The organism is Variovorax sp. P5_A3 (genome assembly GCF_056400665.1).
On record NZ_JBFUKW010000045.1, the window covers coordinates 1 to 25,540 of the forward strand.

Sequence of the window (25,540 nt, forward strand, 5' to 3'; positions counted from 1 at the left end):
CCCCCCACTGGGGAGAATTCGGTTGCCCTTGACAGGAAGCGCAACGGCCTGAAGCCGCATCGCCAGAGCAGCTTCAAGCTCTCGCGTGACCCGCGCTTCGAGGACAAGCTGCTGGATGTCGTGGGGCTGTACCTCAATCCTCCCGAGCGCGCCCTGGTGCTCAGCTGCGACGAAAAAAGTCAGATCCAGGCGCTCAACCGCACTCAGCCGGGCTTGCCGATGAAGAAAGGCCGCGCCGGCACCGTCACGCGCGATTACAAGCGCCATGGCACGACCACGCTGTTCGCTGCCTTGAACACCCTGGACGGCACCGTGATCTCGATGTGCCAGCAGCGACACCGGCACGCGCAGTGGCTGCAGTTCCTGCGCCTGATCCAGTGCAAGACGCCCAGGCACCTGCAGCTGCACCTGATCGTGGACAACTACGGCACGCACACGCATCCCGACGTGCAGGCCTGGCTCGCCAAGCACCCGCGCTTCGTCATGCACTTCACGCCCACCAGCGCGTCGTGGCTGAACATGGTCGAGCGCTTCTTCCGCGACATCTCGGAGAACCGCATCCGGCGCGACAGCTTCACGAGCGTGCCTGAACTCGAATTGGCGATCGATCTCTATGTAGAGCATCACAACGCCAATCCCAAGCCCTTCATCTGGACCGCCAGCGCGACCGACATCCTGGTCAAAGTCACGCGCGCCAAGGCCGTGCTGGCGAGGGGCAAAAGATAAGTACATATCTGAGTGGCGCGCCACAGTAGGAGCTGAGCGGAATACCGCTCGATGGGGAATCGAAAGATGCCGCGCAGATTGATGCTCTCCAGCCGTGTGGGGGCGATCCGCCCAATGAGTTCGGGCGGCACAACCTGACGTCGATGGGCCCAGCGATCGAGCACTGCCTGCATCTGTGCCGTGTTCCATGCCATCACGATGTTGGCGAGCAGACTCAACGCGTCGGCCACGGCCTGCATCTCGTCCACCCGCCTGGCCGCACGATGAGGTCGGGCAGGGCGCCCAGGTACTTGTGGACGTCAAGGCTCCGAAGCCAATTGATCCGTTCAAGCACCTCGCATCTGGCGCGTCGAGTGCCGAGCGGGCGCCGCCCACACCCAGCTTTGATGGGTAGTCACGCCGGTGGCGTGTGGCTGCGCGATCATTCGGCCCCATTGCTCCGGGGTGTCAGATGGCACCACGCTGCGAATGGACGCCGACGTCTCGGCCTCGAAACGGGCGAGGGCGGTGGCAATCAAGGCGCGGATGGCCCGATCGTGGACGATCAGAAGTCGATGCTCGTACAGCCAACGTCGGGCAAAGACAACCAGTTGCTCACGATCGGCGCACCGGGCGACCTCGTCACTCATCGACCGAACGAGAGCGCGGCGCTAGTGCTCGGTCATCCACCGGAATCCAAGGGCTTCGCAGGCTACTTGCTGGTGGTCGAATAGGGTGCGGCCTCGCCCGTACAAGGTACAAGGCGCGTAGCGAAGCGATCTCGGGAGCATCGACACCCAACTCATTGCCCAGATGGCGCCACAGCGCAGGCGGAACGATCCGAAAGGCGTCGAGCACACGGCCGCACATGCGCAGGAATCCGATGTGCAATGCCAGCCCGAGCTTGAGAGATTCGCCGCGGCACGCGCCGATCAGTTCACGTTCGGCCTGGCTGAAGGTGAAGAACGCCTGCAGCTCGAAACTGCTGATGTCGCGCGGAAGTTCGCGCATGCCCAAGTATGTCGTCTGCCAGCCTTGCATCGCGCGCCTCCGTCAGTGGGGCAGGGACGATACGCCGGTGAAAAGTGAACAGCAACATCAAGATAATCAATGACTTGCGACCCAGCCCCAGCGCCGTTGCTGGCGTTGCGAACCGTCACTGAGTGCACGGAAAACGAGGGGACCCCTCAAAGCGTTGCTTAAGCGACGACGGCCGTTCTCATATCAAAGTGAGTCCGCAATTCATTGAGAAGAGCATCCTGGAACCGTGGATGCGAAGCAGCGTCGAGGTACTGCCGAGTCTGCAGGTAAGTAGCGTATGCAGGTCCGGGGCTCACACCATCAGACAAATGGGCAACCGGTAGAAATAGAAAATCGCGACGTGCGGCGAGCGGAAACGCGTAGTCCAGTTCCCAGCGGCAATAGTCTCGCTCCATATAGTCATCGGACCAGACGCACAGAAAGCACCTGCTTCCCAGGATGCTGAGATTAATGCGGCGAAACCAATTCTGGCCAACGTTGATGCTGCTCTTGTCGAAGAACACGCGTAAGGTCTTGCCGTTTGACAGTGTCATGCTTCGAAGTGGCTCGACGATCTCACGCTCAACCCAGACCGCATTGCTCGGTGCGTGCGAGTAGCTGATGAAGACGTCGAAGTCGGACTTAAATGATTCAGCAGTTGCGCGGCGGGTAAGTGCCGTGAGGATCGTTGCCAGGTTTTCTCGCGTATGCATGTGGCACAACAAGAGTGCAACCAATCCGGCCAGCGCTGGGAATAGGGGCGGAAGTACCCACCCTAGTCGTACTAGCAGCCATTCGCCGAGGGCGAGCGACGCGATCATCGCAAGCGCCGCGCCGGAGTCGACAATCCAGAGGCGGTAGAGCAAGCTGGTCGGCGACCAGATTCGGCCCGCAATGCGAACCCCGAGCAAGTGGAGCACCAGGCTGATCGCAGCCAAACACAAGGCTGCAACCAAAATCCACCCGCCCTGATCTATCGGCTGCACAGCACTCTTTCCATGCGCGCGGAGGCGCAGAAGGTCGGAGAGCGACCACACCAGCAACTCCGGGCCGCTCCACTCGCGGTTCGCCGCCGCCTCAGAACATTGGCCGACAACGTCCCCAGGATGAAGCTGTCGACACTCTCGCGCGGAGCTGGCGACGATCACGAGGCGACCCTCCACGTTTTTCGGCACCCGATCCATGTCCGCATCAAGCGGGACGCCAAGCGGTCCAGACCGTGTTCTCGGAACGCCGATCACCTGATAAGCGGGGAGGACCCATGCATTCAAATCCGCGATCAAGGTGGGTAGATAGGCGAACTCTTTGCCAGTGTCGGGCTGAACGAGCACTGATCGAGAAAAAACAAGTCCTGCTCCTTGTCGAAGTTCCGTATGGCCCACGCCACTCAGCCGGGAATTCTGGTAAATCTCATGCGCTAGAGTGCCTGCTGCTGGATCTGCGTGCATGGCGAAGTAGACTTTCACGCCAGCCTTCAGAAGCGACTCGACACCGCTCGAAATCGCGGCGATTGATTCGCCGTCCTCCATGACCGCTATGTCTACGGCCACACGGTCAGGCGGCGGCGTGCGACTCGCCAGCGTCTCGAGCGTGCTGCCTAGAAGTGCACGGAGCGCCTTGGTTGATGCGTTGTCCGGATTGATATCAGGCAGTTCGAGCAAGATCACACGTGGATCGGCCTCCACCTGCGCCGGCATGAAAACCCTCGCAAAGATCCAGTATTCGATCGGATGCCAATCGCGGGCAAGGAGCATCGTGACGCTTAGGAGTACCACGAAGGTGACCCATTTCCATAGAAGCGATTTCACCGTGGCGCCTCCGCATCGCCGCACGCTGGCAATGTAAGCGGGGGGCCGACCTGTCGAATGTAAGCGGCTGCCGCCGAAAGATCACCGTTTAGTTCGGCCGCAGTCGCTAGGCGTCGAAGCAGGTCTTCGACCCACGTCGGCGACGGCGCTTCAGGCGCGGACGCGCAGCGCTCCCGCATCGCCAGTTCATTTGCACGCGCCAATGTGGCCAACGCCTCTTTGGGCTGGCCCAGTAACAGCTCCGTCTTTCCCAATCCCAGGTAGGCAAAGCGCTGCTCCGCGGAGACGTTGCCCGACACGTTTGCGAACGAGGTCAGTGCGTGTTTGTAGTTGCTCCTCGCGGACTGGTATTCGATCTGTGCTTCCTCGCGCATGCCTTGCTCACCCAGCCAGTCTCCGAGCCTCATCTGAAAGTCCGCCATCCGCCGGGCGACGGCGCCGATCGAGCGATTTTCCCCACCCGGAAAGAGCCGGGACAGCATGCCCAAACTTTCTTCGAAGATCGCGTGGACCTGCATCATGTCGGTGGCAAATTCATCGCGCGATATCGTTAAATCCTTAAACCGTCGGTAGGCGAGTTGTTCCTTGCCCAGTGCCTCGTCCGCCAACATTTGTGCGGTGACGATGTCGTCGCGGGAGTCGAGGATTTCGCGGCGTAGCGCAACCGCTCTCGTGAGGTGCATGTCGGCTTCGGCATAGTCGCCGCGCGCAATGCGTAACAGAACGCCGAGCCCAAAGTGGCTCCACGCCAGGTCAAGCGTCGGGCGCCCATCGGCCGCGGACATCCGCAAGGCCAAGGCACGCTGCATGAAGGACTCCGCCGCGTCAACATCGGCTGCCGGCTTTGCACGGTCGCGCGCGTCGAAGCGGATGCCGCCGTAGCGGCCATAGAGCGCAGCCAGATCGGCCCTTGGCAGCAGCGAGTCGGTGACGTCCGTCATGTCGAACGCCCGCTCAAAATACGCCAGCGCAGATCGATCGCGGTTCTGCTGCCAAGTTTCAAAGCCCAGATCGATCAGGAAGCGGAATTCCCATAGCCGATCGTCCACGGCACTGGCGATCCGAAGTCCCTCTGCAGACAGTTCGGCCGCTTTGGCGGCCTGGTCCCCCAATCGCAGAATGACCGAACTATTGCGCAAAGCCCGAACGAGAATCCTTGGGTCGTTTGTCGCCCGCGCACTCTCAAGTTCCACGGCGAAATGATTATTGGCTTCTGCCCAGTTGTTGAAGCGTAGCGCGAAACGGGAGGGGTCCAGCAGGAACGTCCGTTGGTTGCCCGCGGTCATCGATTCAAACACCCCGACAGTCTCGTCCTCACCACTCGAAGGCGCGCGCAAGCCAGCCATCGTTGCATCAGTTGATTGATCGGTGCCATCAATCAACACGGCCCTGCGCGTTTCCAGTTCGAGGCGACCCTCGCGCAGAGCAATTGAAACGCACGGTGAGCCCGCGGCATCAACGCACGAGGGTGTTGCAGAGACATCAAACAGAGTGCCTTTCGCGACCGCAAAGACCCTTTGAAAGCTGCCGACACCGAAGTAGAAGTCGAGCCGGCCGAGCAGGCTAAAGCCAGCTCTGCCTTGGTCAACTTCGGCGCGCGCAGCGTTCTCCGAATTCTGAAGCACGGTCAATCGCGTGCCCGCCTCCATGGAGATCTCCAGTCTGGGCAACTCTCGCTTGAGAACCAACGTTACTCCGGCGCCGGTTTCGATACGCGTGCCTGCCGACACCGGATCCTTGACAGCCAGACGATGGGTTGGACTGCCTATGGGCGGTCGCACGACAAGGAGGACCGGATCCGAGATCTCATCAACGGCAACGCCATTGTGCGCAAGGCGAGTCACGCGCATCTCGTTCGGGCTCTGGGCCGCAGCCGAATGCAGGAGGATGCAGACCAATCCGAAGGCCAGAATGGTTGCGCGCATAGTTAAGCCCGGATCAAGTTCCGACCCGGCTAGCATAGCGTCCTGGCTGTCGCACTCGACTCTCATAAAGAGCCTATGGCGTACCGGCTATTGACCGGGGCTGAGCTCGGCAGCACGATCTCTGGCGCAAACGACGTCAGGGGTGCGAAAGGTGAACTTCACATCGCCAACTCCTCGCCGTGCATCGAGACCAGCATGAATATTTCAATCAAGACGACCCACATAGCCTCGGCTGTTCTTGTCGCATCTGTGCTCACCGCTCCGGTCGCAAAGGCGGATGACGAAGATGTTGGCTCGACGACGTCGGAGTTGCGAGCCGGCGGAGCGGGAGGCGGACGGAGCGGGCCGCAGCTCTATCGACTTCTTCTCAAGAATGGCGGCCGATACCTGGACCACGGCTGTGGCAGGCAGGTGGTCCTTCGCTCCGGCGGGCGCCGTGGCGATCCGTGCCAATTGTGGCAGATGATTCCGCAAGGCCAGGGATGGTACAGACTTAAGGCCGCCGGAACAAACAAGTTCCTCGACGCCGACCACTGCTCGGCGAAGGTAGGACTGAGCGGAATGTCGGACTATGAAGGAGGCGCATGTCAAGCTTGGCGCAAAGCGGGCAATGCCAACGGCTGGTCACGATTGCAGCTGCGGCATGGCAGCCAATACCTCGACGCGTCCTATTGCAAGGAACTCGTCAGCATGAATCCCGGATCCGACTATGACGGAGGCTCTTGTCAACTCTGGAAGATCGCCCCCGAGTAGCAAACAACGGACGAACGTCAATTGACTGTGATATTCACGGGTTGGCCACCATTCTCACGGCATATTGCAACATCAAGCCCCACCCGCGTGATCGAATCATACTGCGTGCATGCGATAGGCCTGTCAACGGAGGCCGACCTCGCCGGGTCTTGATGTCTATCACGCCCAGCGGACGCCGAAAGGTGCAGCCTGCAAGCTGCGCCACCAGTCGTTCACTGTAGTTCTTGTTTTGCAGGGAATTCCGACGCTTTTAGAGTGCTCGCTTGGCGCATGGGATCCGACCGTCATCAAGCCGGATGACGCGGAGCGCAATCGCAAACTTCAGAATCCGTAGGTAAGCCCTCGGGCTTGTCGAAGGAAACTCCAATGGCCATCACCGAAGTGCGCATCCACCCCGCGATCGGCGTCGCGCGGGTGGGCAACAGCGACTCAGAATTCTTTATCGGGCCCGAGCGCCGCTGGGACCGTGCCGCACCCTCCGGCGGCTACAAGGATCCGCAGTGCCGCATCAAACGCCAAGCCGCGCGCTTTCGCGTCTTCGGCTACGACAACGGCGTGCCAGTCGAACTGACCGCCGCCGACGCGACCATCCTGTGGACCGTCCATCTCGTCAATCGCAAGGCCGTTGCGCCAGGTTTTCCCAATGGAGGTCTGCGCAACGCCAGCTATACCGGTGCCGATCGCGACGCTCTGATCATCGATCCGGGAGCACGAACGCTCGGCGGGCCCGACGGCCGGCAGGTGTTCGACAGCGGCAGCTTCAAGGTCAAGAACCAACCGGCCAAGTCCGTCGCGCTCGGCGAGATCCACACCGACGACGAAGGCCGGCTACTGGTTTTCGGTGGCTTCGGCAGTTCCGGATCGCCCTCCAATCACGCCTTGGGAGGGTTTGCCGACAGCGACGAGTGGCATGACGACGTGTCGGACGGCCCGGTCACCGCGACGGTCACCATCGCTGGCCAGACCTTTACCGCCGCCGGCGCCTGGGTGATCGTCGCGCCGCCAAAGTTCGCGCCGCCGATCGACAACGTATTTCGTCTGTGGGACCTGCTGTTCGACGACTTCGTCACGGCCGGCCAGCTGCAGGTGCCGGCTGTGCCGTCCTATGTCCACGACATCTACCCGATCCTGCAGGGCGCGATCGACATCGCGGCGGTCAACTCGGCGGGCATTGGCCACCACGGATTCACCCACCCGGTGGCAGGCTCTGCCGGACTTGTCAATCGGCTTCTCGCGACCAACAGCTCACACATGCCGCAGCTGAGATCCGTATCAGGCGCCATGGACCTGAAGCTGACCGACAGCCAGATAGCCATCATGCAGAAATGGGCCGCGGGCACCATCAACAACGACTGGAGCAGTGCCTGGGGACGGAACCCGCCACCCGACCTCGCGATCACCCCCGACGGTCTGGACAAGTCGGCCCTCGAGAACTGCGTCGGCGGGGCGCTTTTCCCCGGGATCGAGGCCGGGGCGTTCCTGCACGACGTCACCCGCTTCCTGCCAGTGGTGATGGTCAACGGCGTGCCGTCGTTTCGCATCGACCACACCGTCGTATCAGCCGGCGAGGTCACGCAGAGCATGGCCGTGCCGTGGCAGTCGGACTTCCTCGCCTGCGCCGACTATTGGTGGCCGGTGCCGCGACCGAACCAGGTCACGGTCGCCGGGCAGGGCACCAAGGCGTGGAACCGCCTGGCCACCGATCGCACCGCCTTCGTCGCCGGCCAGTGGAACAGGATGGGCTTCGTCACTCGGCAGGGCAACGACCTGGTGGAGACCGACCGCTGCGACAGCGCAGATACGTGGGTAAGCCTCGTGACGCCCGCGTTGACGTTCCACGATGTGCCCCAAGGGCCGATGGGCACCACCCGCAAGACGGCGCGAGCGATCGTGTTCGAGATCAGCGCGACGGTGCAGGTGACATTGAGCTTCACCGCACCTGCAGACCCCAGTCTCACGCGCTACACCGCGTCGCCCTACATCCAGCCACCCACCGGCGGCGGGACGGCCACGGCTCGTCTGTGGATCATCTACGCAGCGCCCAACGACGCCCACAGCGTCAACGACAGCGTCACCGTCACCTGCGCGCAGACGGGTCAGACCTGGACCATACCCATCAGTGCCAACGCGGTGCCACGCAAGACAGCGGCCGCGGCGCTCGTGCTCGACAAATCAGGATCAATGGGCGAGGACCGCGGCGACGGCCTGGGCACCAAGTCACAAAGCGTGCGCGACGCTGCCAACACCCTCGTCGACGTCATGCTGCCTGGCGATGCGCTGTCCCTCACCGCGTTCGACGACAACGCCTCGGTCCTCGCAGGCCTCACCGCGCTGGGCGATCCCGCAGACCCGTTTGACGCCACGCGGACCAACATGCACGGCCTGATCAACGGCGCAGGCTTGAATCCGGGAGGAAACACCTCCATCGGCGACGGCATCTTCGAAGGACGGGGAACATTGTCCGGCGCAACCGCGCAGGCGCAATCCCTCGTCGTCCTGACAGACGGCAACGAGAACCGCGCCCGGTGGATCGCCGACGTGGCCGGCCAGATCAACGAGAACACGTTCTCGGTGGGCGTCGGCACGGCCGCCAATACCAGCGCCGCGGCCCTGGAGACGATCAGCGGCAACCACGGCGGCTACCTGCTGATCACGGGCGCCGCACTCGGCGGCGACAACGAATTCTTGCTGAAGAAATACTTCCTGCAGATCCTCGCCGGCGTAAGCAATGCCGAAGTGGTACTGGACCCGGTCGGCTTCATCAGCGGGCGGCAGATCCAGCGTGTCCCGTTCGTCGTCTGCGATCAGGACAACCTGGCCGACGTGATCCTGCTGGCGCAGGACCGCAAGTCCCTGCAGTTCCTCCTGGAGACACCCTACGGTCAGCTCGTGGACCCCAACGCGGCGCGCGCCTGCGGCGGACAATTCGTCATGACCGAGCGGGTGTCCTACTACCGGATCCCGCTGCCGCTCTTGATCGACCCAGGCCGGCCCAGCCACGCCGGAACCTGGAATGTGGTCCTCGGCTACGGCCGCGGTGGCGACCCGGGCATCGCGTCGCATCTGGGGCCGAACGCAGTCGCGGCCGGCCGGCAGCGCTACTCCGTGATCGTGCACTCCTGGTCGGATGTCGCTTTCATCGCGGCTGCGCATCAGACGGGTTTCACGCCCGGCGCAGCCGTTAAGCTGAGTGCCGGCCTTAGCACGGCGGGCATCCCTTTCACCGTGGACGCACGCGTGCGCGCGGAAGTCACCCGGCCGGGCGGCACGATGGTGACCGTCGACCTGCAGCCGCAGAACGATGAGTTCGTCGGCAGCTTCACGACCACCGCGCCCGGGGAGTACCAGATCCGGATGCGGGCGGACGGCCGTACCGACCGCGGGCATCGCTTCACCCGGGAGCGGACGCTGTCCGTGGGCGTGTGGCGCGGGGGCGATGCCCCGCCGCGCGGAGGCCCGGGCGACCTCGGCGACGTGATCGAAGACGAGCGCCGCCGGCGTTGTGCGTTCCTGCGCTGCCTGTTGCTGACACTCTCGAAGAACGAGGCGGCCCTCAAGCGATGGCGCGAACTCGGCGTCGATCCCCGCGACTTCCTCAAGTGCGTGGAACTTCTGTGCGGCGAGGAGGCGAATCCTTCGCGCATCACCTCGGGACCGGTCTCCGACGAGGTGCGCAGGCTCGTCGATGAATTGCACCGCACCGTCGGTGGCCAATGACCATGGGTGCACGCCCGTGAGCGGGATGCAGCGCACCTCCGACGTCGCAGTCGTCGGCGGCGGCCCCGCCGGCGCGGTCATCGCGTTGCAGCTGGCGCGCGCCGGCGTGGGCGTGCTGCTGTACGAGCGTTCTCACTACGACGCGTTGCGCCTGGGCGAGACGCTGCCGCCCTCGGTGAATCCGTTGCTGCGCGAACTCGGACTGTGGGACCGGTTCAGTGCACTCGGCGCCCTGGCATCCCACGAGACGGCTAGCGCATGGGGGGGATGCGAGACCGCCGAGCGCTCTTTCCTGTTCAGCCCCCATGGCCACGGCTGGCATGTCGACCGCGCGCGCTTTGATCGCATGCTGGCAGACGCCGCCGAAGAGGCGGGGGCCACGGTGTTACGTGGCTGCCATGTCAGTGCAGTCAGCCTTCACGGCACCGGCCTTCGCGTGGACGCACAAACACCCGCTGCGGAAACACCCGTGCACGTGAGTGCGGTCATCGATGCCACCGGGCGTTCCGCCCGCATCGCGAGAGGCCTTGGCGCCTCACGCGATCAACTCGACCAACTCGTGTGTGCGGCACGTGTCTTTGCCGTGGATGGGCAACCACCCGGCGACACCTTCATCGAGGCGGTGCCCACCGGTTGGTGGTATGTGTCGCCATTGCCCGAAGACCGTCGGCTGATCGCGCTGTTCACTGACGCCCGGCATTTGATCGCAGAAAAGCTCGCAACCGACAGCGGATGGTGTGACGCACTGGAAAGGACCGATCACACGCGAGCGCTCGCACTCGGCATCCCGCAAGGAGAGGTCTGCGTGAGGAGTTGCGCCAGCCACGAGCTGCGCCCGTCTGTGGGCCACGACTGGATCGCGGTCGGAGACGCTGCACTGGCGGTCGATCCGCTGTCTTCGGGCGGCGTCGCGTTCGCATTGCGCAGCGCGGTTGCGGCGGCCCAGGTGGTCCTGTCCGGTGACAGTTCGACATACGAGATCCAAGTCGCCACGGCCGCGAGAGACTATCGCGAACAGCGCGGCCAGATCTACGCGTGGGAACAGCGTTTTTCCGACAACGACTTCTGGCGGGCGCGAGCGGGCTGATGAGCCCACGCAGGTTCGTGCGTTCACGGCGGGAGGTATATCGAATGGACACGAAATCAAGTCGATTTTGCTCATTCGTGCACAAGCAGGCCGCTGACCTTCCAAGAAGCCACCGCGTTGGACGGAAGCCCCGGGTACCAGCGGGCGAAGTCATCGCGGAGTTGGCTGTCGATGACGCGCACCCGCACCTGCAGCAGCAAGTGCGCGCTGCGTGGATCCCAGCGCATTTGCTGCGACTTCGACATTCGCTTGTCGATCAGTTGGTTCACCGCCGACTCCACGAAGGCGCTGGAGATGCGTCGCCCCGCCCGATAGCGCCGGCCGTAGTTGGGCAACGAATCCGAGTTGTTGCGCAGGCAGGTAGCCGAGCAACTCGAGGGTGAGCTTTCGAATCTGACGCGCGGCCGGCTTGCGGCACACCGTCGACTTGCCCGCATCGTGGCCAGGCGCCGCATGGCTTCCGGCGCTCGACCATGCCAAAGCCGCCACTTCAATCCGCCGGCCAGCCTCGACAGCCAATCGTGGTCAGCGGATCTGCGCTGACTGGCCGTTGGTCGACCATGCACGACGGCGTTGAGCTTGGCCACCCGTCGTCGCAGGTGGTACTAGGGCGTGTTAACACTAATTGAGTTGACCATGGATGACGAGAGATACTTCATGCATGGAGATCACACCAGCCCAATTCGCCCAGATCGAGCACTGCCTGCCTCTGCAGCGCGGCAATGTAAGTCTCTCGAATTTTGACGTGTTGAATGCGATCCTTTATGTTGCAGAGCACGGATGCAAGTGGCGCGGCCTGCCCAAGCGCTTCGGCAACTGGCACACCATCTACACGCGCATGAATCGGTGGTCCAAGAGCGGCGTGCTGGATCGCGTGTTTGCCGAGCTTCAGCAGGCCCAGGTCGTGCGCATCAAGATCGAGGCGGTGTCGCTGGACAGCACTATCGTGAAGGTTCATCCCGATGGCACTGGCGCGTTAAAAAAAACGGCCCCCAGTCCATCGGTCAATCTAGAGGCGGGTGGACCACCAAGATTCATATGGTTGCCGCGGATGCTCGAACGGCCGTAACGTTTTCCCTCTCACCTGGCCAAGCGCACGACGCGCCCGCAGGACGCGCTTTGCTGAGCAGCTTGGGTGCACCCGACCGACCTCTCCACCTGCTCATGGATCGCGCCTACGAGGGCAATGAAACACGGCAGTTGGCACTCGATCTGGGCTTCATTCCCGTCGTTCCGCCCAAGCAAACCCGGATGACGCCATGGGAGTACGACCGAGCGATGTACAAACGTCGCAATGAGATCGAACGCCTCTTTCGGCGCCTCAAAGGCTACCGCCGGATCTTCTCTCGCTTCGAAAAACTCGATGTGATGTTCATCGGCTTCATCAGCTTCGCGCTGATCGCCGACGGACTTCGTTTGTGTTAACACGCCCTAGTCCAGAATATGCCTCGCGCGGGGCAGCGTCGACAGTTGCCACTGGCGGAGCTGGATGTTGCCGTCGGTGAACACCTCCATCGGCAAATCCTGTCTGCCGAAAGCGCCCAGGACACGTTTCACCCGCTCGTGACAGTGTTCGTCAACCGTTCGGACGAACGCCACACTGCGCTGACCGACGCCGGCGCGCATGGCGCGGCCGGCGACGACCTCGAACGACTTCTCCTCGTCGGGGTGGCAAAGCCGCAGGTAGCCGCCGTCCAGGCCAACTGTGGTGACGTTCGCGCTACTTTCTTCCAATTCAGCCGCCTCGGACCGGATTTCGCGTTGCCGCTGCAGGCGCGTACCTGTGGTAATGGGTTCGCCAAGCGGAGCGATCCATGTCGGTCATTGCTGAGATTGAGGCGAGGCTTGGCTCTGGTACTGCCTTCACCATCGCGCAACTAGGCGGTGCTGCCGCGATCGCTGCAGAAGCCGATGCTCTGGTCAAGGCTCCATACCTTGACGTGCTCGTTTCACTTGCCTCATCCGCCGATACGAAGGACGAATCGATTCTGGATGCCTTAGTCCTGAGGGGATTTCGAGAGGGCTCCAACGCGCTTCCTTTCCGAGACGCTGCAAATGCCGTTGTGGACAGCGATGCACTCCGCATGCGGATCAGTAAAGCGCTGCAGCCTGTTCTGGCACAGCGCGTAAATGAACGCCAAGGCGTTGCAGACGGACTCGTCGCGGCCTATGCCCTCGAAGCAATGTTTCGTCTCGCGCTGTCGGGTGCCATCAGCAAGTATCAGACGCTTGGATTGATGACGGAGTTGGGCCCAGAGAAAAGCGGTCTCTTTGCAGAGCATGCTGCGAAGCTCACGGGTGCGGCATTTCACATCTGGGGCGAGCAAGATCTGCTTCATGCGCTTGATCGACTACTCACCAACGAAGATGCAGAAGGCGAGGCAGCATTCGAGTTGGGTCTCGCCCATCTCGCCCAAGCGCTTGAAGGAGACTCCCTCCCGAAAATACTAGAAGGCCTGGAGACCGCACGAGTATTCTTCTCGCACGCGCGCCGAGCGGATGAGGATCGCGCTGACGCTGCGGCATATTGCTCATCAATCGATCTGATACGGGGATTTGCAACGGGTGCCGCCGCGGTCGCATTGCGAGGTCCCCTGGAAACCTTGATGGCAGCGGTAGCCGACAGGACTCGGCTCTTGCAATTGGGCGTCCTCCCCTCGTGGCTCAAGCCACGTCAGGATCGCGACATTCAGTGGGCAAGATTTCTTCGGACCGTCGAGTGCCTTGCGAAAGATCTGGAGCGACCAAGCTGGCTCAACGCCTGGGCGGTTATGGATCGACTGCTGGACGTTTACGACGCAGACCGGGCCATTTGCGCTGGTGCAGGTCTTGATGCATTACTCAGACCGCGCATCGAAGCTGCGTTTGCCCGTGAACGCGGGCTCCTTAGTCACCTTGACGATCTCCTGTGTGAGCCTGGCTGGCTGGAAGCGCATGGCGAGGCCTCTAGGACGCTACGCGTGCGTATCGACGAACTCGTAAAAGGCGCTGCACCGTCGGGAAAACCAAAGGAGGGCGCCCCGTACCCCCAACTCCGGCGCGTCCTCCAAGATGATCAACGAGTGGGGGAAATGCCAGCCGACTTCGCCGAACGTCTGGAAGGCTTGCTCGTCGATCGTGCGCGACGAAGCGAACACATCGTTCATCCCGTCGTACAACGTATTCTTTCTGATGTTCGCGTCGCCTTTGCCCAATGCTCAGACTACAACGGCATAGTCCGAGACGATTTCGATGAGCTCGTGCTTCAAGTTGTCCTTTTCTGCAAGGATCGCCAGGACGCAGGTCTCAAGGAGTTGGGGACGCGCGGTGCGTACCTGCGGGATTCAAGCGCGACGGAATTTCAGTTCCAGTCGGATCTTCGGGAGTGGCTGTCCGGAAATTTTCGGCGCGGGGATGTGAGAACGGAAGTCGGAGGCGTCGCGGCCGGACGCGCCGACATTTACGTCGGGTTTGGTACACATCGTTTCATCATCGAACTCAAGCGACATCACGGAATAGTCAATGAGGACGTGGCTCGCCAGTACCTCGGTCAAGCGGGCTCGTACCAGGGTACCAATGTGAAGCTTGGGATGCTCGGTGTTCTAGAGCTCGTGAATCGTGAGGGGCCACCCGCAAGCCTGGAGGAGTGCATTTGGTACGACGCAATCGTCCCCAGTAGTGGGACACGAGTGGCGCGCCACCATGTAGTGTTTCGCGTTCCCGGTGTACTTCGTTCTCCGTCAGCGCTTTCGGCGAAAGCAGGTAAGTTCGTCAGCGACAGCGCCTCGAGCTAGAACCTGTCACGCGATACGTTCGAAATTGATCGCCGGGCGGCGGGATAGATCTTTCGATATGCTTGCACCTGATTGATGATGATGTCGAAAACGTCGATGCCCCGCAAATCGCTCCATCTCCCGCGCCAGCAAAAGATCTGGGTTTCTGACGGTAAAAGCGACGGTATGGACCCATGTCGATCACAGCCAAGTCCTTTTACCATGCGGGTTTAGACGGCCTGTTGATGATCGAGTGGGGCCACAGGGGGCTTCGGCGAATTCTGGCGAAACAGAGCGTTGTTGGTAACCGCTCATAGAGCCTTTATGCTCGCGACGGCTTTGCGCGGCCTGCTCTTCCGCCGGCTTAGTTGTCGACCGCGTGTTCCGGCGGTGGCAGCACCCAGCCGTCTGATTGCAGGAAGGTGAGTACGTCGTCGTAATCATCGGTTCTGGCCGATGCGGCCGCGCAGGTGCTGCCCTCGGGCCAGGCACTGAACCAGGACGTGCTCGACCGCTTGTTGCGCGGCAACAGCTAACAGGGTGCGCCGGCGCCCGGGACGCTGGAGACTGAACGCCAGCGGCGGCCTGCGTTTCTCCGGCAGCGCCTCGCTCGACACTATCGACCCGGGTACCGGGAAGTCCATGCTGGCGGGGCTTGCGCTGGGCATGCTGGCCGCCCGTGCGATTGCATGCATTTGCCGAAGGGGCTAATGCAAGCCGACGACCCCGCTCCAAGCCCGTTGCTTTGCGGCGTTGTCCGGGTCTACGCAGTCACTCGATGCGCGCGCCGGTTGACTTCACCAAGGCGCCAGCCGCCTCGTAGTCTGCCTTCAGCATCCGGTTCAGTTCGTCGACTGTCATAGTGCCGGGCTCCATGCCTAGGCGCAGAAGTCGGTCCTGCACCGCCGGATCGGCCAGCGCGTTGCCCACTGCAGCATGGAGCTTGTCCACCTCTGCCTTGGGCATGCTGGCAGGCGCGAGCACGGCGAACCAAGTGTCGTACTTGAACCCGGGTACCCCGGACTCTGCGACGGTAGGCACATTGGGCATGAAGCGCGAACGCTTGCTGCCCGTGTACGCCAGCAGCTTGATGCGTGGGTCGTTGACGAAGCCTGTGAGGCCAATGGTCGCGGCCATCGTGCCTTGCGCGCGACTAGCTAACACCTCGTTGACCGCCTCGCCGGTGGCCTTCATCGGGATGTGCTGCATCTGCGCACCCGCGGCCGTAAGGAATGCTGCCATGCCCAGGTGCGTAGCACCACCATTGCCTGCGGACGAGTAGTTGAGCTGCCCGGGCTTGCTCTTGATCAGCTTGACGCAGTCCTGCAGCGTGTTGATGCCCAAGCCGCCGGGCGCCGCGATTATGAAGCCGGAGTTGCCTACATAGGCGACGCCGGTGAAATCCTTGATAGGGTCGTAGCCGAGGTTGCGGTACAGGTAGGCGGCGAAGTTGTAGCTGGCCGCCGTCATCAGCAGCGTGTTGTTGTCGGTGACCCTGGCGGCCGCAGCGGTGCCGACGCTGCCACCCGCACCGGGTCGGTTCTCGACGATGACCGTGGCGTGCAGTTCCTTGGCCAGTTCGGCGTTGAAGCTGCGTGCCACCGTGTCGAGCACAGCGCCGGTGGCGTAGGGCACCACCAGCTTGATTACGCGCTGGGCCGACGCCGGCGCTACCACCCCGGCCGCCAGCAGAAGCGCAAGCGCCGCGGCGCGCGAGGGGTTCCACAGGGCTTTCATGGCCGCACATTGAGCTGAGCCTGTGTCTGATCTATCCCAGGGATCGGCCCCGCTCGCGGCTGGCAGTGCGCCTTGCTGAAGGATTGCGGGAACAGTTCCTCTCGGAGACTCGGAGCGTAAGACGGGCCCACCCCGCCAGCACACGTTCGGCCCCACAGTGAGGCGTGAGGCTGTAATGGGCACTGATCAATGCATGCACCGACGCCTGCTCTATCTAGAACGCCTTTTATGTGAGTTGCTGCTGTTCCTGCGTCTGGCGTCCTTTTGGCAATGTCAATGACGGTTAAGGCCCGTTGGAAAGCCGCCCGGACCAAATCGCCGATGGCGCACTTAAATCACGTGCTGCTGCGGGCGATCACTTCGAAGCCGATGTCCACGCATTGCGCGCCGGGGTCTTCGCCGGCCAGCCGCGCCAGCAGCATCTGCCCCGCGCGCTCGCCCATCTCGGCGCGGCGAATGCGCACGGTGGACAGGCGCGGCGAGGCGGCGCGCGCGATCGGCATGTCGCCGAAGCCCATCACCGCGATGCGACCGGGCACGTTCCAGCCGCGCAACTGACACTCGAAGAGCAGGCCAGCCGCGAGCAGGTCGTTGTTGCAGAACACGGCCGTGATGTCGGGGCGCCGCGCCAGCAGTTGCGCGAGGCGCGGTCCGGCGTCGTCGATCTGCACCGGCGGGCGGATCAGTTCGGCGGGCACCTCGCCCGCACCATTCGCGGCTGCTTCGGCGCGGAAGCCTGCGAGACGCAGGCGCGAGCGTTCTTCTTCGGCACCGATGAAGGCCAGAACTTTGTGCCCGCGCGTCAGCAGGTGCTGTGCTGCGGCGCGGCCCGCGCCGATGTTCGAAAATCCCACCAGCATGTCGACCGGCGCCTCGCCTCTCGCGCCGGGCACGTCCCAGGTCTGCACCACCGGTACCCCGGCGCGGCGTAGCTTGAGCCGCTGGGCGCTGGGCTGCGCGATGCCGGTGAGCACCAGCCCGTCGACGCGCCGGCCAAGGAATGTGTCGATCAGCGCGGCCTCCTCGCTTTGGCGATAAGCGCTCTGGCCCAGCAGCAATTGGTAGCCGCCGTCGGCCAGCGTTTGTGCCAGCGCCTCGAGCGTTTCGGAGAACACGAGATTTGAAATGGTCGGCACGATGGCCGCCACGATGCGTGAGCGCTTCGAGGCCAGGCTGCCCGCCATGAGATTGGGCACGTAGCCGAGCCGCTCGACTGCGGCGCGCACGGCGGCCAGCGTGTCGGGTGAAAGCTTGCCGGGCGTGTTGATGGCACGCGAGACCGTGACCAGCGACACGCCGGCTTCGCGCGCCACGTCGCTCATGCGAGCGGTGGCCCGGGCGGTTTCGGCAACGGAATCGGCGGAGGAGTCGGTCGTAGAGGCAGGCATGGCAAGGCGCTGTCGATCATAGCCTCGGCCGGCAGCGAAAACCTTTACCAATGAAAGCGCTACCAGTCTGTCCCGCCGCGTCCCACGCTATGGGAATAGTTGGAGTAAAGCCCGGAGAACCCGGTCTATCAGGGCCTGTCCGGAGACCAAAATGAAAGCGCTTCCATCAACAAGCATCGAACAAGCGAATCCAACGCACAGGAGACAAATCCATGTTCCGCAGAACCCTTCTTGCCGCCCTGGCCTTGACCGGCCTGCAGGCCGGCGCCGCCCACGCCCAGGACGATTACCCCTCGCGTCCCGTGAAGCTCATCGTGCCGTTCCCTGCGGGCGGCACCAGCGACATCATGGGCCGCCTGATTGCCGAGGTGCTCGGGCGGCAGCTCAAGCAGCCGTTCATCGTCGACAACAAGGGCGGAGCGGGCGGCGCCATCGGCACCGATCAGGCGGCCAAGGCGCCGGGCGACGGCTACACGCTGCTGCTGTCGGGCATCGGCAGCAACGCGATCATCCACGGCTTCTCGCCCAAGCCGCCGTATGACTCGAACCGCGACTTCGTCCACGTGTCGCAGCTTGCGGCCGGGCCCAACGTGCTGGTGGTGAACCCGTCGTTCCCGGCGAAGAACTTCAAGGAGTTCGTCGCCTGGGTCAAGGTCAACCCGGGCAAGTTCAGCTACGGGCAGGTCAACGCCTCGTCCGGCCACGTCACCACCGAATACCTCAAGCAGGTGGCGGGACTCGACATGGTGGGCATTCCGTACAAAGGGAGCGCACCCGCGCTCAACGACGTGCTGGCCGACCAGATTCCCGGCATGTTCACCAACCAGGACTCGGTGCTGCCGCACATCAAGGCAGGCAAGCTGCGAGCCCTGGTCGTCACCAGTGCGCAGCGCAACCCGCTGTTCCCCGAAGTGCCTACGGTGGCCGAGTCGGGCTACCCCGGTTTTAGCGCCGTGTCATGGACTGGCCTGTCGGCGCCCAAGGGCACGCCGAAGGCCGTCGCCGACAAGCTCGAAGCCGCCATGGTCAAGGGCTTCGCAGAGCCGGCGGTGCGTGCCAAGCTGGAAGCCAACGGTTTCGTCGTGGTGGCTTCGCACGCGGCCGACTACACACGCTTCGTGCAGGACGAGACCGTGCGCTGGACCCAGGTGGTGCAGAAGGCCGGCATCAAGCTTGACTGAATGCGTGCCCCTGTTTTTTCCTTGTTCCTATTTCTGAAAGTGATCGAAATGAAAGCCGTTGAATCCAACATCGTTTCCTACGCCAAGGTGGCCGAAGGCGCGCGCACCGCGGCCGACGCGGGCGACCGCATCGACTGGATCAAGGTATCGCTGATGTACTTGCCGCTGGCCACGCCGGTGAGCGACGCCAAGGTGCTCACGGGCCGTCAGAAGCCGCTGACCGAGATCGCCTTCATCTTTGCCGAGATCCGCACGCGCGACGGGCACGAAGGCATCGGCTTCGGCTACAGCAAGCGCGCGGGCGGCCCCGGCATGTACGCGCATGCGAAGGAGCTCGCGCCCAACCTGCTGGGCGAAGATCCCAACGACATCTCGCGCCTGTTCACCAAGCTGCTGTGGGCCGGCGCCAGCATGGGCCGCAGCGGCCTCACGACGCAGGCCATCGCGCCCTTCGACATCGCGCTGTGGGACCTGAAGGCCAAGCGCGCGAAGCTGCCGCTGGCCAAGCTGCTGGGCGCCGAGCGCGACTCCGTGCAGTGCTACAACACCTCGGGCGGCTACCTGCACACGCCGCTCGACCAGGTGCTCAAGAACGTGGCCATTTCGCGCGAGAGCGGCATCGGCGGCATCAAGCTCAAGGTGGGCCAGCCCGACCTGGCGATCGACATCCAGCGCGTGGGCGAAGTGCGCAAGCTGCTGGGCGATGCGTTTCCGCTGATGGTCGACGCCAACCAGCAGTGGGACCGCCAAAAGGCCACGCGGGCTTGCCGGGCGTTCGAAGACTTCGACCTCACCTGGATCGAAGAGCCGCTCGATGCCTATGACTTCGAAGGCCACGCCCAGCTGGCCGCGCGCTTCGACACGGCCATTGCCACCGGCGAGATGCTCACCAGCTTCGGCGAACATGCGCAACTCATCATGGCCGAGGGCAGCGATTTCATCCAGCCCGACGCGCCGCGCGTGGGCGGCATCACGCCCTTCCTGCACATCATGAACCTGGCGGCTTTCAAGGGACGCAAGCTGGCACCGCACTTCGCGATGGAAATCCACCTGCACCTGGCCGCAGCCTACCCGATCGAGCCCTGGCTCGAACACTTCGAATGGCTGGGCCCGATGTTCAATGAGCAGATGCACCTGAAGGACGGGCGCATGCACGTGTCGGACCGCCCGGGTCTGGGCTTCAGCCTGAGCGAGCAGGCACTGAAGTGGACGACCGAGACGCAGGAGTTCGGCAAGCGGCCCTGAGTCTGCCGTCACCGCCGCCGTGTCCCAGCGGGTGGGGATTTTCGGCCATTGCGCCCGCGGGGCCGCACGCCGCGGCCGCGCGGGCCTCCTAGCATCGGCGGAGCGCAGGGCGTCGTCAGTCGCCCCAATCGCGCATCCACAGGAGACACCATGATCGACCGACGCACTTTCACCATCGTCAGCGCCTGCCTTGCAGGCGCGCTGGCATTTGGCAGTACAGCTGCCCACGCGCAGAGCGACACGCTGGCACGCATCCAGCAAGCCAAGAAGATCCGCATTGCGCTCGACCCCAGCATTCCGCCCTGGTCGTTCAAGAACGACAAGCTCGAGATGCGCGGGTCCGAATACGAGACCGCCAAGATGCTGGCAGAGGACCTCGGGGTTGTGCTGGAGATGGTGCCGACCAACGGCGCCAACCGCATTCCGCAACTGATCACCGACAAGGCGGACATCGTGGTGGCCGCGATGACGATTACCGCCGAGCGGCAGAAGGTCATCGACTTTTCGCTGCCGTATTCGGGCACGACCACCGCGGTCTCCGCGCCGCGCGGCATGGCCATCAAGACCATGGCCGATCTCGCCGGCAAACGCGTCGGCGTCGCACGCGGTACCTCGATGGACACCGACTTGACCGCCGCCGCTCCGAAGGACGTGGAGATCGTGCGTTTCGAGGACGAGGCGACCACGCTGACCGCGGTGCTGAGCGGCCAGGTGGACATCGTCGCGCAATCGGTCACCCTCAACGAGACCGTCAACAAGCGCAACCCGGCGAAGGCGCTGGAGACCAAGATCGTGTTGCGCAACAACCTGCACGGCATCGGCATGCGCAAGAACGAGGCGCGGCTCAAGGAATGGGTCGACCAATGGGTGAGGACCAACATGGCCAATGGCAAACTGGCTGCAGTGTTCAAGAAGAATCAAGGCATCGACCTGCCCGCTGCGGTGGCACAAGCTTCGCGTTAGGCGGACGGCGGCGTGCGCGTCCCGCCATCTGGTACTGCTGGCGCAGCCGAGTGCGCGGCGCTCCCCGGCATGGACAGCTGCGTTCGACAATTGCGACACCCCGCGACGCGGGCTCAACCGAGACCTTTTCAAGCATGAAACGTATTGCGATCACGGGCGCCGCAGGACTTGTGGGAACCGGCCTGCGCGCACAACTACTGAAACGTGGCTACCGTGTGCTGTCGCTGGACATCAAGCCGATTCAGAACATTGCGGTCCATGAGGAAGCTGCCGTCATCGATATCACCGACCAGGTGGCCATGACGCAGCGACTGCAGGGCTGTGACGCCGTGGTGCATCTTGCGGCTTGCACCACGGATGCCCCCTGGCCCGAGCAGGTCAAGCTGAGCGTCGAGGGCTGCATCAGCGTGTTCGATGCCGCGCGCGATGCCGGCGTGCGCCGCGTCGTCTACGCCAGTTCACACCATGTGGTGGGCCTGCATCCGCGCGCGCCGCATGGGCCGCTGATGGGCGACACCGCCATCCTGCGGCCCGACAGCCGCTACGCCGTGGGCAAGGCCTTCGGCGAGTCCCTCGGCGCGCTGTATGCCTACAAGTACGGCATGCAGGTGCTGGCAGTGCGCATCGGCAATGTCAACACGCGGCCGATCGACCGGCGTCGCCTGGGCAGCTGGCTCAGCTCGCGCGACCTGGGCCAGCTGGTGGCCATCGGCATCGAGCATCCGGACATCGGCTTCGACATCGTCTACGGCATTTCCGACGCCGAGGGCCGTCATTACGACAACGCCACGGCTTACGCGCTGGGCTATGTGCCGCAGGACAGTTCCGAGGGCTGGGACGAACAGGTACTGCGTGACGATCCACTGCCCGCGCCCGGCAGCGCCGCGGTTGCTGCCTGGCACGCGGGGCGCGGCATGAAGATCGCGCAGATCGACGTCATCGAGGCCGTCATCCCGTTCGACGACGGTGGCAGCGGCATGGGCATCACGCCGGGCCGCTGGGATTCGCTTGAGTTCGTGCTGGTGCGGGTGGAGACCGACACGGGCTTGGTCGGCTGGGGCGAATGCTTCGCCTATTCCTGCCGCGCCGCGGTGGCCACGGCCGCGCGCAGCATGGTCGCGCCGCTGTTGCAAGGCCGCGAGCTGGCGGCCACGCCCGAGGCGCTGATGCTGGAGGTGCAGCGCCGCCTGCACCTATTCGGCCGCTACGGCATCACACTGTTTGCGATCTCGGGCTTCGACATCGCGTTGTGGGATATCGCCGCAAAGGCCCAGAGCCGGCCGCTGCATTCGCTGCTGGGCGCCGCGCGCCGCAGCGAGATTCCGGCCTATGCGAGCCTTGTGCGCTATGGCGATGCGGCATTGGTGCGCAAGTACTGCCATGAAGCCATTGCCCAAGGCTATCGCTACATCAAGCTACACGAGATCGAGCCCGACATAATCTGCGCCGGCCGTGCCGCCATCGGGCCGGACATCGGCCTGTCGGTGGACGTCAACTGTTCCTGGTCGGCCGAGCAGGCCCGCGAGCGCATCGCGATGCTGCGCGAAGTGGACGCGATGTGGATCGAGGAGCCGGTGTTCCCGCCGGAGGACATCCGGACCCAGGCGCAGCTGAACGCTGCGTTCCCGGTGGGGGCTGGCGAGAACGCCTGCACGCGCCACGAATTCGCGCGCATGCTCGAGGCCGGCGCGGTGCGCTATGCCCAACCCTCGGTCATCAAGGTCGGCGGCGTCACCGAGTTCGCGGCGGTCGCGGCGCTTTCCGAGGCGAAGGGCGTGGCGGTCATGCCGCATTCGCCGTACTTTGGCCCCGGATACTTCGCCACACTGCAACTCAGCGCGGGGCTGGCCGGTGAGCCGCTGTTCGAGCACCTGTATGTGCAACCCGCTGCCGATCTGGCCCTGGGCGGCACGCCGCTGCCGCAGCAAGGCATGGTGAGTATTCCGCAGGTCCCAGGCCACGGTTTCGAGCCTGACCCTCAGGTGCTGGCGCGCTGGCGCGTCTAGATCCCGGTCTCCAAAGACAAAGGCCATTCCCGCATACGCGGGGGTGGCCTTTTCTGCAGGGCGCCTCAACCGCCCTTGCTCAGCTCGGCCGGCAGGTCCGTGCCATGGAACTTGCGGTAGATCGCGTTGAGCTTGCCGTCGGCCATGTGGCCCTTGACCCATTGGTCCAGGTAGGCCTTGAGCGCGGTGTCGTGCTTGCGCAGGCCGATGCCCACCGGGAACTGGGTGAAGATGAACTTGGGTTCGATCTGGCGAGCCGGGTTGCGCGCGGCCACGGCCGTCAACGTGGCCGGCTCCTGCACCACGATATCGACCTGGCCGCTGGCCAGCGCTGTCATGCTGGTGGCTTCGTCGTCGAAGCGCAGCACCTCCACGCCCAGATCCTTGGCCTTTTTTGTCAGTTCCACGTCGCCAGTGGTGGCGCGCGTGACGCCTACGCGCTTGCCCTTGAGGTCCGACTCGCTCTTGAGCACCACGTTCTTCGGTGCGCCGACGATCTGCACAGCGCTGGCGTAGGGCTGCGAAAAGTCGATCACCTTGAGCCGCTCGGGCGTGATCGAGAAAGTCGACAGCACCACGTCCGCCTTGCGCGTCTGCAGGAAGGGAATGCGATTGGGGCCCGTCACCTCGACGATCTCCAGCTTCACGCCGAGGTTAGCGGCCAGCAGCTCGGCAGCCTCCATGTCCGAGCCGGTCATCCTGAGCTTGTCGTCCTTGTAGCCCCATGGCGGGCGGCCGAATTCCAGGGCGACCTTGAGGGTCTTGGCCTGGCGGATGGTGGCGAGGGTGTCCTGCTGGGCGTGGGCGGGCAGGGCACCTGCCAGCAGACCAGCCGCGCTGAGGGCCGCCACGTGAAAAATCTGTCGCCGAGAAATCACGGATATTCCTTGTGTAAAAAATCAGGCGTCGGCGCTGACGAACTGCGCCAGCTCCGGGGTCGAGGGCTTGCGCAGGATGTCGGCGGTGCCGCTCTCGTGCACCTTGCCGTCGCGCATGTAGATCACCTTGTGGGCCACGTTGCGCGCGAAGGCCATCTCGTGCGTGACCAGCACCATGGTCATTCCGTCCTTGGCCAACTGCTCCATGACGCGCAGCACCTCGCCGGTGAGCTGCGGGTCCAGCGCGGAGGTCACCTCGTCGAACAGCATCAGCTTGGGTTCCATCGCCAGGCTGCGGGCGATGGCAACGCGCTGCTGCTGGCCGCCCGAGAGCTGCTCGGGATAGGCCGACATCTTTTCCTTCAGGCCCACCTTAGCCAGCACCTCGGCGGCGATCTCGCGGGCCTCGGACGCCTTGATGCCTTTGACCGTGCGCGGCGCCAGCGTCACGTTCTGCTCCACCGTCAGGTGCGGGAACAGGTTGTAGCTCTGGAACACGATGCCCACGTCGCGGCGCAGCTTCTTCACGTCCAGGCGCGGGTCGTGCAGCGCATGACCGCAGACCGTCAGCTCGCCCTGATCGATCTTCTCCAGTCGGTCCATGCAGCGCAGTGCCGTGCTCTTGCCCGAGCCGCTCTGGCCGATGATGGCGGCCACCTGGCCCCGTTCCACCTCGAAGCTGACGCCGCGCAGCACATGGTTCGTGCCAAAGGTCTTATGGATGTTGCTGAGTTCAACGACGGCTGACATTGAGCTTCCTTTCGAGCTTGCGGGCCTGCCGGGACAAGGGATAGCAGACCGCGAAATACAGAAGACCGGCCAGCCCGAAGTACAGGAATGGCTGGAACGTGGTGTTGTTGAGGACCTTGGCGTTGTAGGAGAGCTCGGTGAAGCCCACCACCAGCGAGGCCACGGACGTGTTCTTCACTATCTGCACCATGAAGCCCACGGTGGGCGGCGTGGCCAGCCGCAGGCCCTGCGGCAGCACCACCAGCCGCATGCGCTGCACGCGCGACAGGCCCAGGCATTCGGCGGCCTCCCACTGCGACTTGGGGACGCCCTCCAGGCAGCCGCGCCAGATCTCGCCCAGGTAGGCGCCGGCATAGAAGGTCATGGCCAGCGTGGCCGCGAACAACGGGTTGACCGATTGCATGCCCAGCAGGCTGGGGCCGTAGAAGCACAGGCCCATCAGCACCAGCAGCGGCAAGCCCTGCATGAACTGGATGTAGGCCTGTGTGACGCGGGCGACCACGCGCAGTGGCGAGATGCGCGCCAGCGCGATGACCAGGCCGAACAGCCCGCCGAACAGGAAGGTCAGCAGGCTCAGCAGCACTGTGCCCCACAGGCCCTGCAGCAGCGAGCCGATGTATTGCAT

At 63.7% G+C, this 25,540-nt stretch carries 19 protein-coding genes and 3 pseudogenes; 10 read left to right on the forward strand and 12 right to left on the reverse strand.

All coding sequences use genetic code 11. The features are described 5' to 3' along the window. Window positions 1–726: IS630 family transposase (locus AC1D3B_RS34860; RefSeq protein ID WP_478195238.1), on the forward strand; the 726-nt coding region annotated here is incomplete at its 5' end. Between the two features lie 26 nt (window positions 727–752). Here the strand turns inward: AC1D3B_RS34860 and AC1D3B_RS34865 are convergent. The 4 genes and pseudogenes from AC1D3B_RS34865 to AC1D3B_RS34880 form a co-directional block, all read right to left on the reverse strand. After that, window positions 753–983: pseudogene (locus AC1D3B_RS34865) on the reverse strand (Tn3 family transposase); the annotation flags it as partial. 215 nt (window positions 984–1,198) lie between these two features. Further along, window positions 1,199–1,746, reverse strand: a pseudogene (locus AC1D3B_RS34870) (DUF4158 domain-containing protein); the annotation flags it as partial. A gap of 158 nt (window positions 1,747–1,904) precedes the next feature. Next, entirely contained in the window at window positions 1,905–3,533 is a 1,629-nt protein-coding gene (locus tag AC1D3B_RS34875; RefSeq protein ID WP_478195239.1) for a toll/interleukin-1 receptor domain-containing protein, read from the reverse strand. Beyond that, window positions 3,530–5,458 (reverse strand): hypothetical protein, encoded by a 1,929-nt coding sequence (locus AC1D3B_RS34880; protein WP_478195240.1) that lies wholly within the window; start codon window positions 5,456–5,458, stop codon window positions 3,530–3,532. The genes AC1D3B_RS34875 and AC1D3B_RS34880 overlap by 4 nt, the downstream gene beginning before the upstream one ends. 195 nt (window positions 5,459–5,653) lie before the next feature. Here AC1D3B_RS34880 and AC1D3B_RS34885 point away from each other — a divergent pair, with 195 nt between their 5' ends. The 3 genes from AC1D3B_RS34885 to AC1D3B_RS34895 all read left to right on the forward strand — a co-directional run bounded on the left by AC1D3B_RS34885 (window position 5,654) and on the right by AC1D3B_RS34895 (window position 11,015). Further along, a complete protein-coding gene (locus tag AC1D3B_RS34885; protein ID WP_478195241.1) occupies window positions 5,654–6,211 on the forward strand; it encodes an RICIN domain-containing protein in 558 nt (185 codons plus the stop codon). A gap of 366 nt (window positions 6,212–6,577) precedes the next feature. Continuing rightward, window positions 6,578–9,928 carry a LodA/GoxA family CTQ-dependent oxidase gene (locus AC1D3B_RS34890; protein ID WP_478195242.1) on the forward strand — a complete coding sequence of 1,117 codons (3,351 nt, stop codon included), beginning with the start codon at window positions 6,578–6,580 and terminating at the stop codon, window positions 9,926–9,928. Next, a complete protein-coding gene (locus AC1D3B_RS34895; protein ID WP_478195243.1) occupies window positions 9,897–11,015 on the forward strand; it encodes an NAD(P)/FAD-dependent oxidoreductase in 1,119 nt (372 codons plus the stop codon). Before AC1D3B_RS34890 ends, AC1D3B_RS34895 begins: the two co-directional genes overlap by 32 nt. 71 nt (window positions 11,016–11,086) lie before the next feature. Here AC1D3B_RS34895 and AC1D3B_RS34900 read toward each other — a convergent pair. Then, a pseudogene (locus AC1D3B_RS34900) lies at window positions 11,087–11,380 on the reverse strand (ISKra4 family transposase); the annotation flags it as partial. 296 nt (window positions 11,381–11,676) lie between these two features. On the opposite strand from AC1D3B_RS34900, the gene AC1D3B_RS34905 reads away from it, so the two are divergent. Beyond that, window positions 11,677–12,440, forward strand: a protein-coding gene (locus tag AC1D3B_RS34905; RefSeq protein WP_478195244.1) for an IS5 family transposase whose coding sequence is annotated in 2 segments (ribosomal slippage) — window positions 11,677–11,992 and window positions 11,992–12,440 — 765 coding nt in all. Because the reading frame shifts where the segments join, the coding sequence is not laid out codon by codon here. A 6-nt stretch (window positions 12,441–12,446) separates the two neighbouring features. Here AC1D3B_RS34905 and AC1D3B_RS34910 read toward each other — a convergent pair. After that, complete coding sequence (locus AC1D3B_RS34910; protein WP_478195245.1) at window positions 12,447–12,749, reverse strand: hypothetical protein; 303 nt, start codon at window positions 12,747–12,749, stop codon at window positions 12,447–12,449. Window positions 12,750–12,829: 80 nt separating this feature from the next. Here AC1D3B_RS34910 and AC1D3B_RS34915 point away from each other — a divergent pair, with 80 nt between their 5' ends. Next, window positions 12,830–14,788: a hypothetical protein gene (locus AC1D3B_RS34915; RefSeq protein ID WP_478195246.1), complete on the forward strand. Its 1,959-nt coding sequence runs from the start codon at window positions 12,830–12,832 to the stop codon at window positions 14,786–14,788. Window positions 14,789–15,207: 419 nt separating this feature from the next. Here AC1D3B_RS34915 and AC1D3B_RS34920 read toward each other — a convergent pair whose 3' ends face one another. The 3 genes from AC1D3B_RS34920 to AC1D3B_RS34930 all read right to left on the reverse strand — a co-directional run bounded on the left by AC1D3B_RS34920 (window position 15,208) and on the right by AC1D3B_RS34930 (window position 17,892). Further along, window positions 15,208–15,435: a hypothetical protein gene (locus tag AC1D3B_RS34920; protein WP_478195247.1), complete on the reverse strand. Its 228-nt coding sequence runs from the start codon at window positions 15,433–15,435 to the stop codon at window positions 15,208–15,210. Between the two features lie 103 nt (window positions 15,436–15,538). After that, window positions 15,539–16,504: a tripartite tricarboxylate transporter substrate-binding protein gene (locus tag AC1D3B_RS34925; protein ID WP_478195248.1), complete on the reverse strand. Its 966-nt coding sequence runs from the start codon at window positions 16,502–16,504 to the stop codon at window positions 15,539–15,541. Window positions 16,505–16,839: 335 nt separating this feature from the next. Then, window positions 16,840–17,892, reverse strand: a complete 1,053-nt coding sequence (locus AC1D3B_RS34930; protein ID WP_478195249.1) for a LacI family DNA-binding transcriptional regulator — start codon at window positions 17,890–17,892, stop codon at window positions 16,840–16,842. A 212-nt stretch (window positions 17,893–18,104) separates the two neighbouring features. Here AC1D3B_RS34930 and AC1D3B_RS34935 point away from each other — a divergent pair, with 212 nt between their 5' ends. From AC1D3B_RS34935 to AC1D3B_RS34950, 4 genes are all read left to right on the forward strand, one after another. Beyond that, the gene (locus tag AC1D3B_RS34935) at window positions 18,105–19,073 is read left to right on the forward strand and encodes a Bug family tripartite tricarboxylate transporter substrate binding protein (protein ID WP_478195250.1); all 969 of its coding nucleotides are present in this window, start codon (window positions 18,105–18,107) and stop codon (window positions 19,071–19,073) included. 48 nt (window positions 19,074–19,121) lie between these two features. Then, window positions 19,122–20,318, forward strand: a complete 1,197-nt coding sequence (locus AC1D3B_RS34940) for an L-talarate/galactarate dehydratase (protein ID WP_478195251.1) — start codon at window positions 19,122–19,124, stop codon at window positions 20,316–20,318. 150 nt (window positions 20,319–20,468) lie between these two features. Beyond that, window positions 20,469–21,281 (forward strand): transporter substrate-binding domain-containing protein, encoded by an 813-nt coding sequence (locus AC1D3B_RS34945; RefSeq protein ID WP_478195252.1) that lies wholly within the window; start codon window positions 20,469–20,471, stop codon window positions 21,279–21,281. A 134-nt stretch (window positions 21,282–21,415) separates the two neighbouring features. Then, window positions 21,416–23,287 (forward strand): enolase C-terminal domain-like protein, encoded by a 1,872-nt coding sequence (locus AC1D3B_RS34950; RefSeq protein ID WP_478195253.1) that lies wholly within the window; start codon window positions 21,416–21,418, stop codon window positions 23,285–23,287. A gap of 65 nt (window positions 23,288–23,352) precedes the next feature. Here AC1D3B_RS34950 and AC1D3B_RS34955 read toward each other — a convergent pair whose 3' ends face one another. From AC1D3B_RS34955 to AC1D3B_RS34965, 3 genes are read right to left on the reverse strand one after another with little or no spacing between them, the layout of a single operon-like run. Further along, window positions 23,353–24,165 (reverse strand): transporter substrate-binding domain-containing protein, encoded by an 813-nt coding sequence (locus AC1D3B_RS34955; RefSeq protein WP_478195254.1) that lies wholly within the window; start codon window positions 24,163–24,165, stop codon window positions 23,353–23,355. A gap of 21 nt (window positions 24,166–24,186) precedes the next feature. Next, window positions 24,187–24,915: an amino acid ABC transporter ATP-binding protein gene (locus tag AC1D3B_RS34960; protein ID WP_478195255.1), complete on the reverse strand. Its 729-nt coding sequence runs from the start codon at window positions 24,913–24,915 to the stop codon at window positions 24,187–24,189. Then, a complete protein-coding gene (locus tag AC1D3B_RS34965; RefSeq protein ID WP_478195278.1) occupies window positions 24,899–25,540 on the reverse strand; it encodes an amino acid ABC transporter permease in 642 nt (213 codons plus the stop codon). The genes AC1D3B_RS34960 and AC1D3B_RS34965 overlap by 17 nt, the downstream gene beginning before the upstream one ends.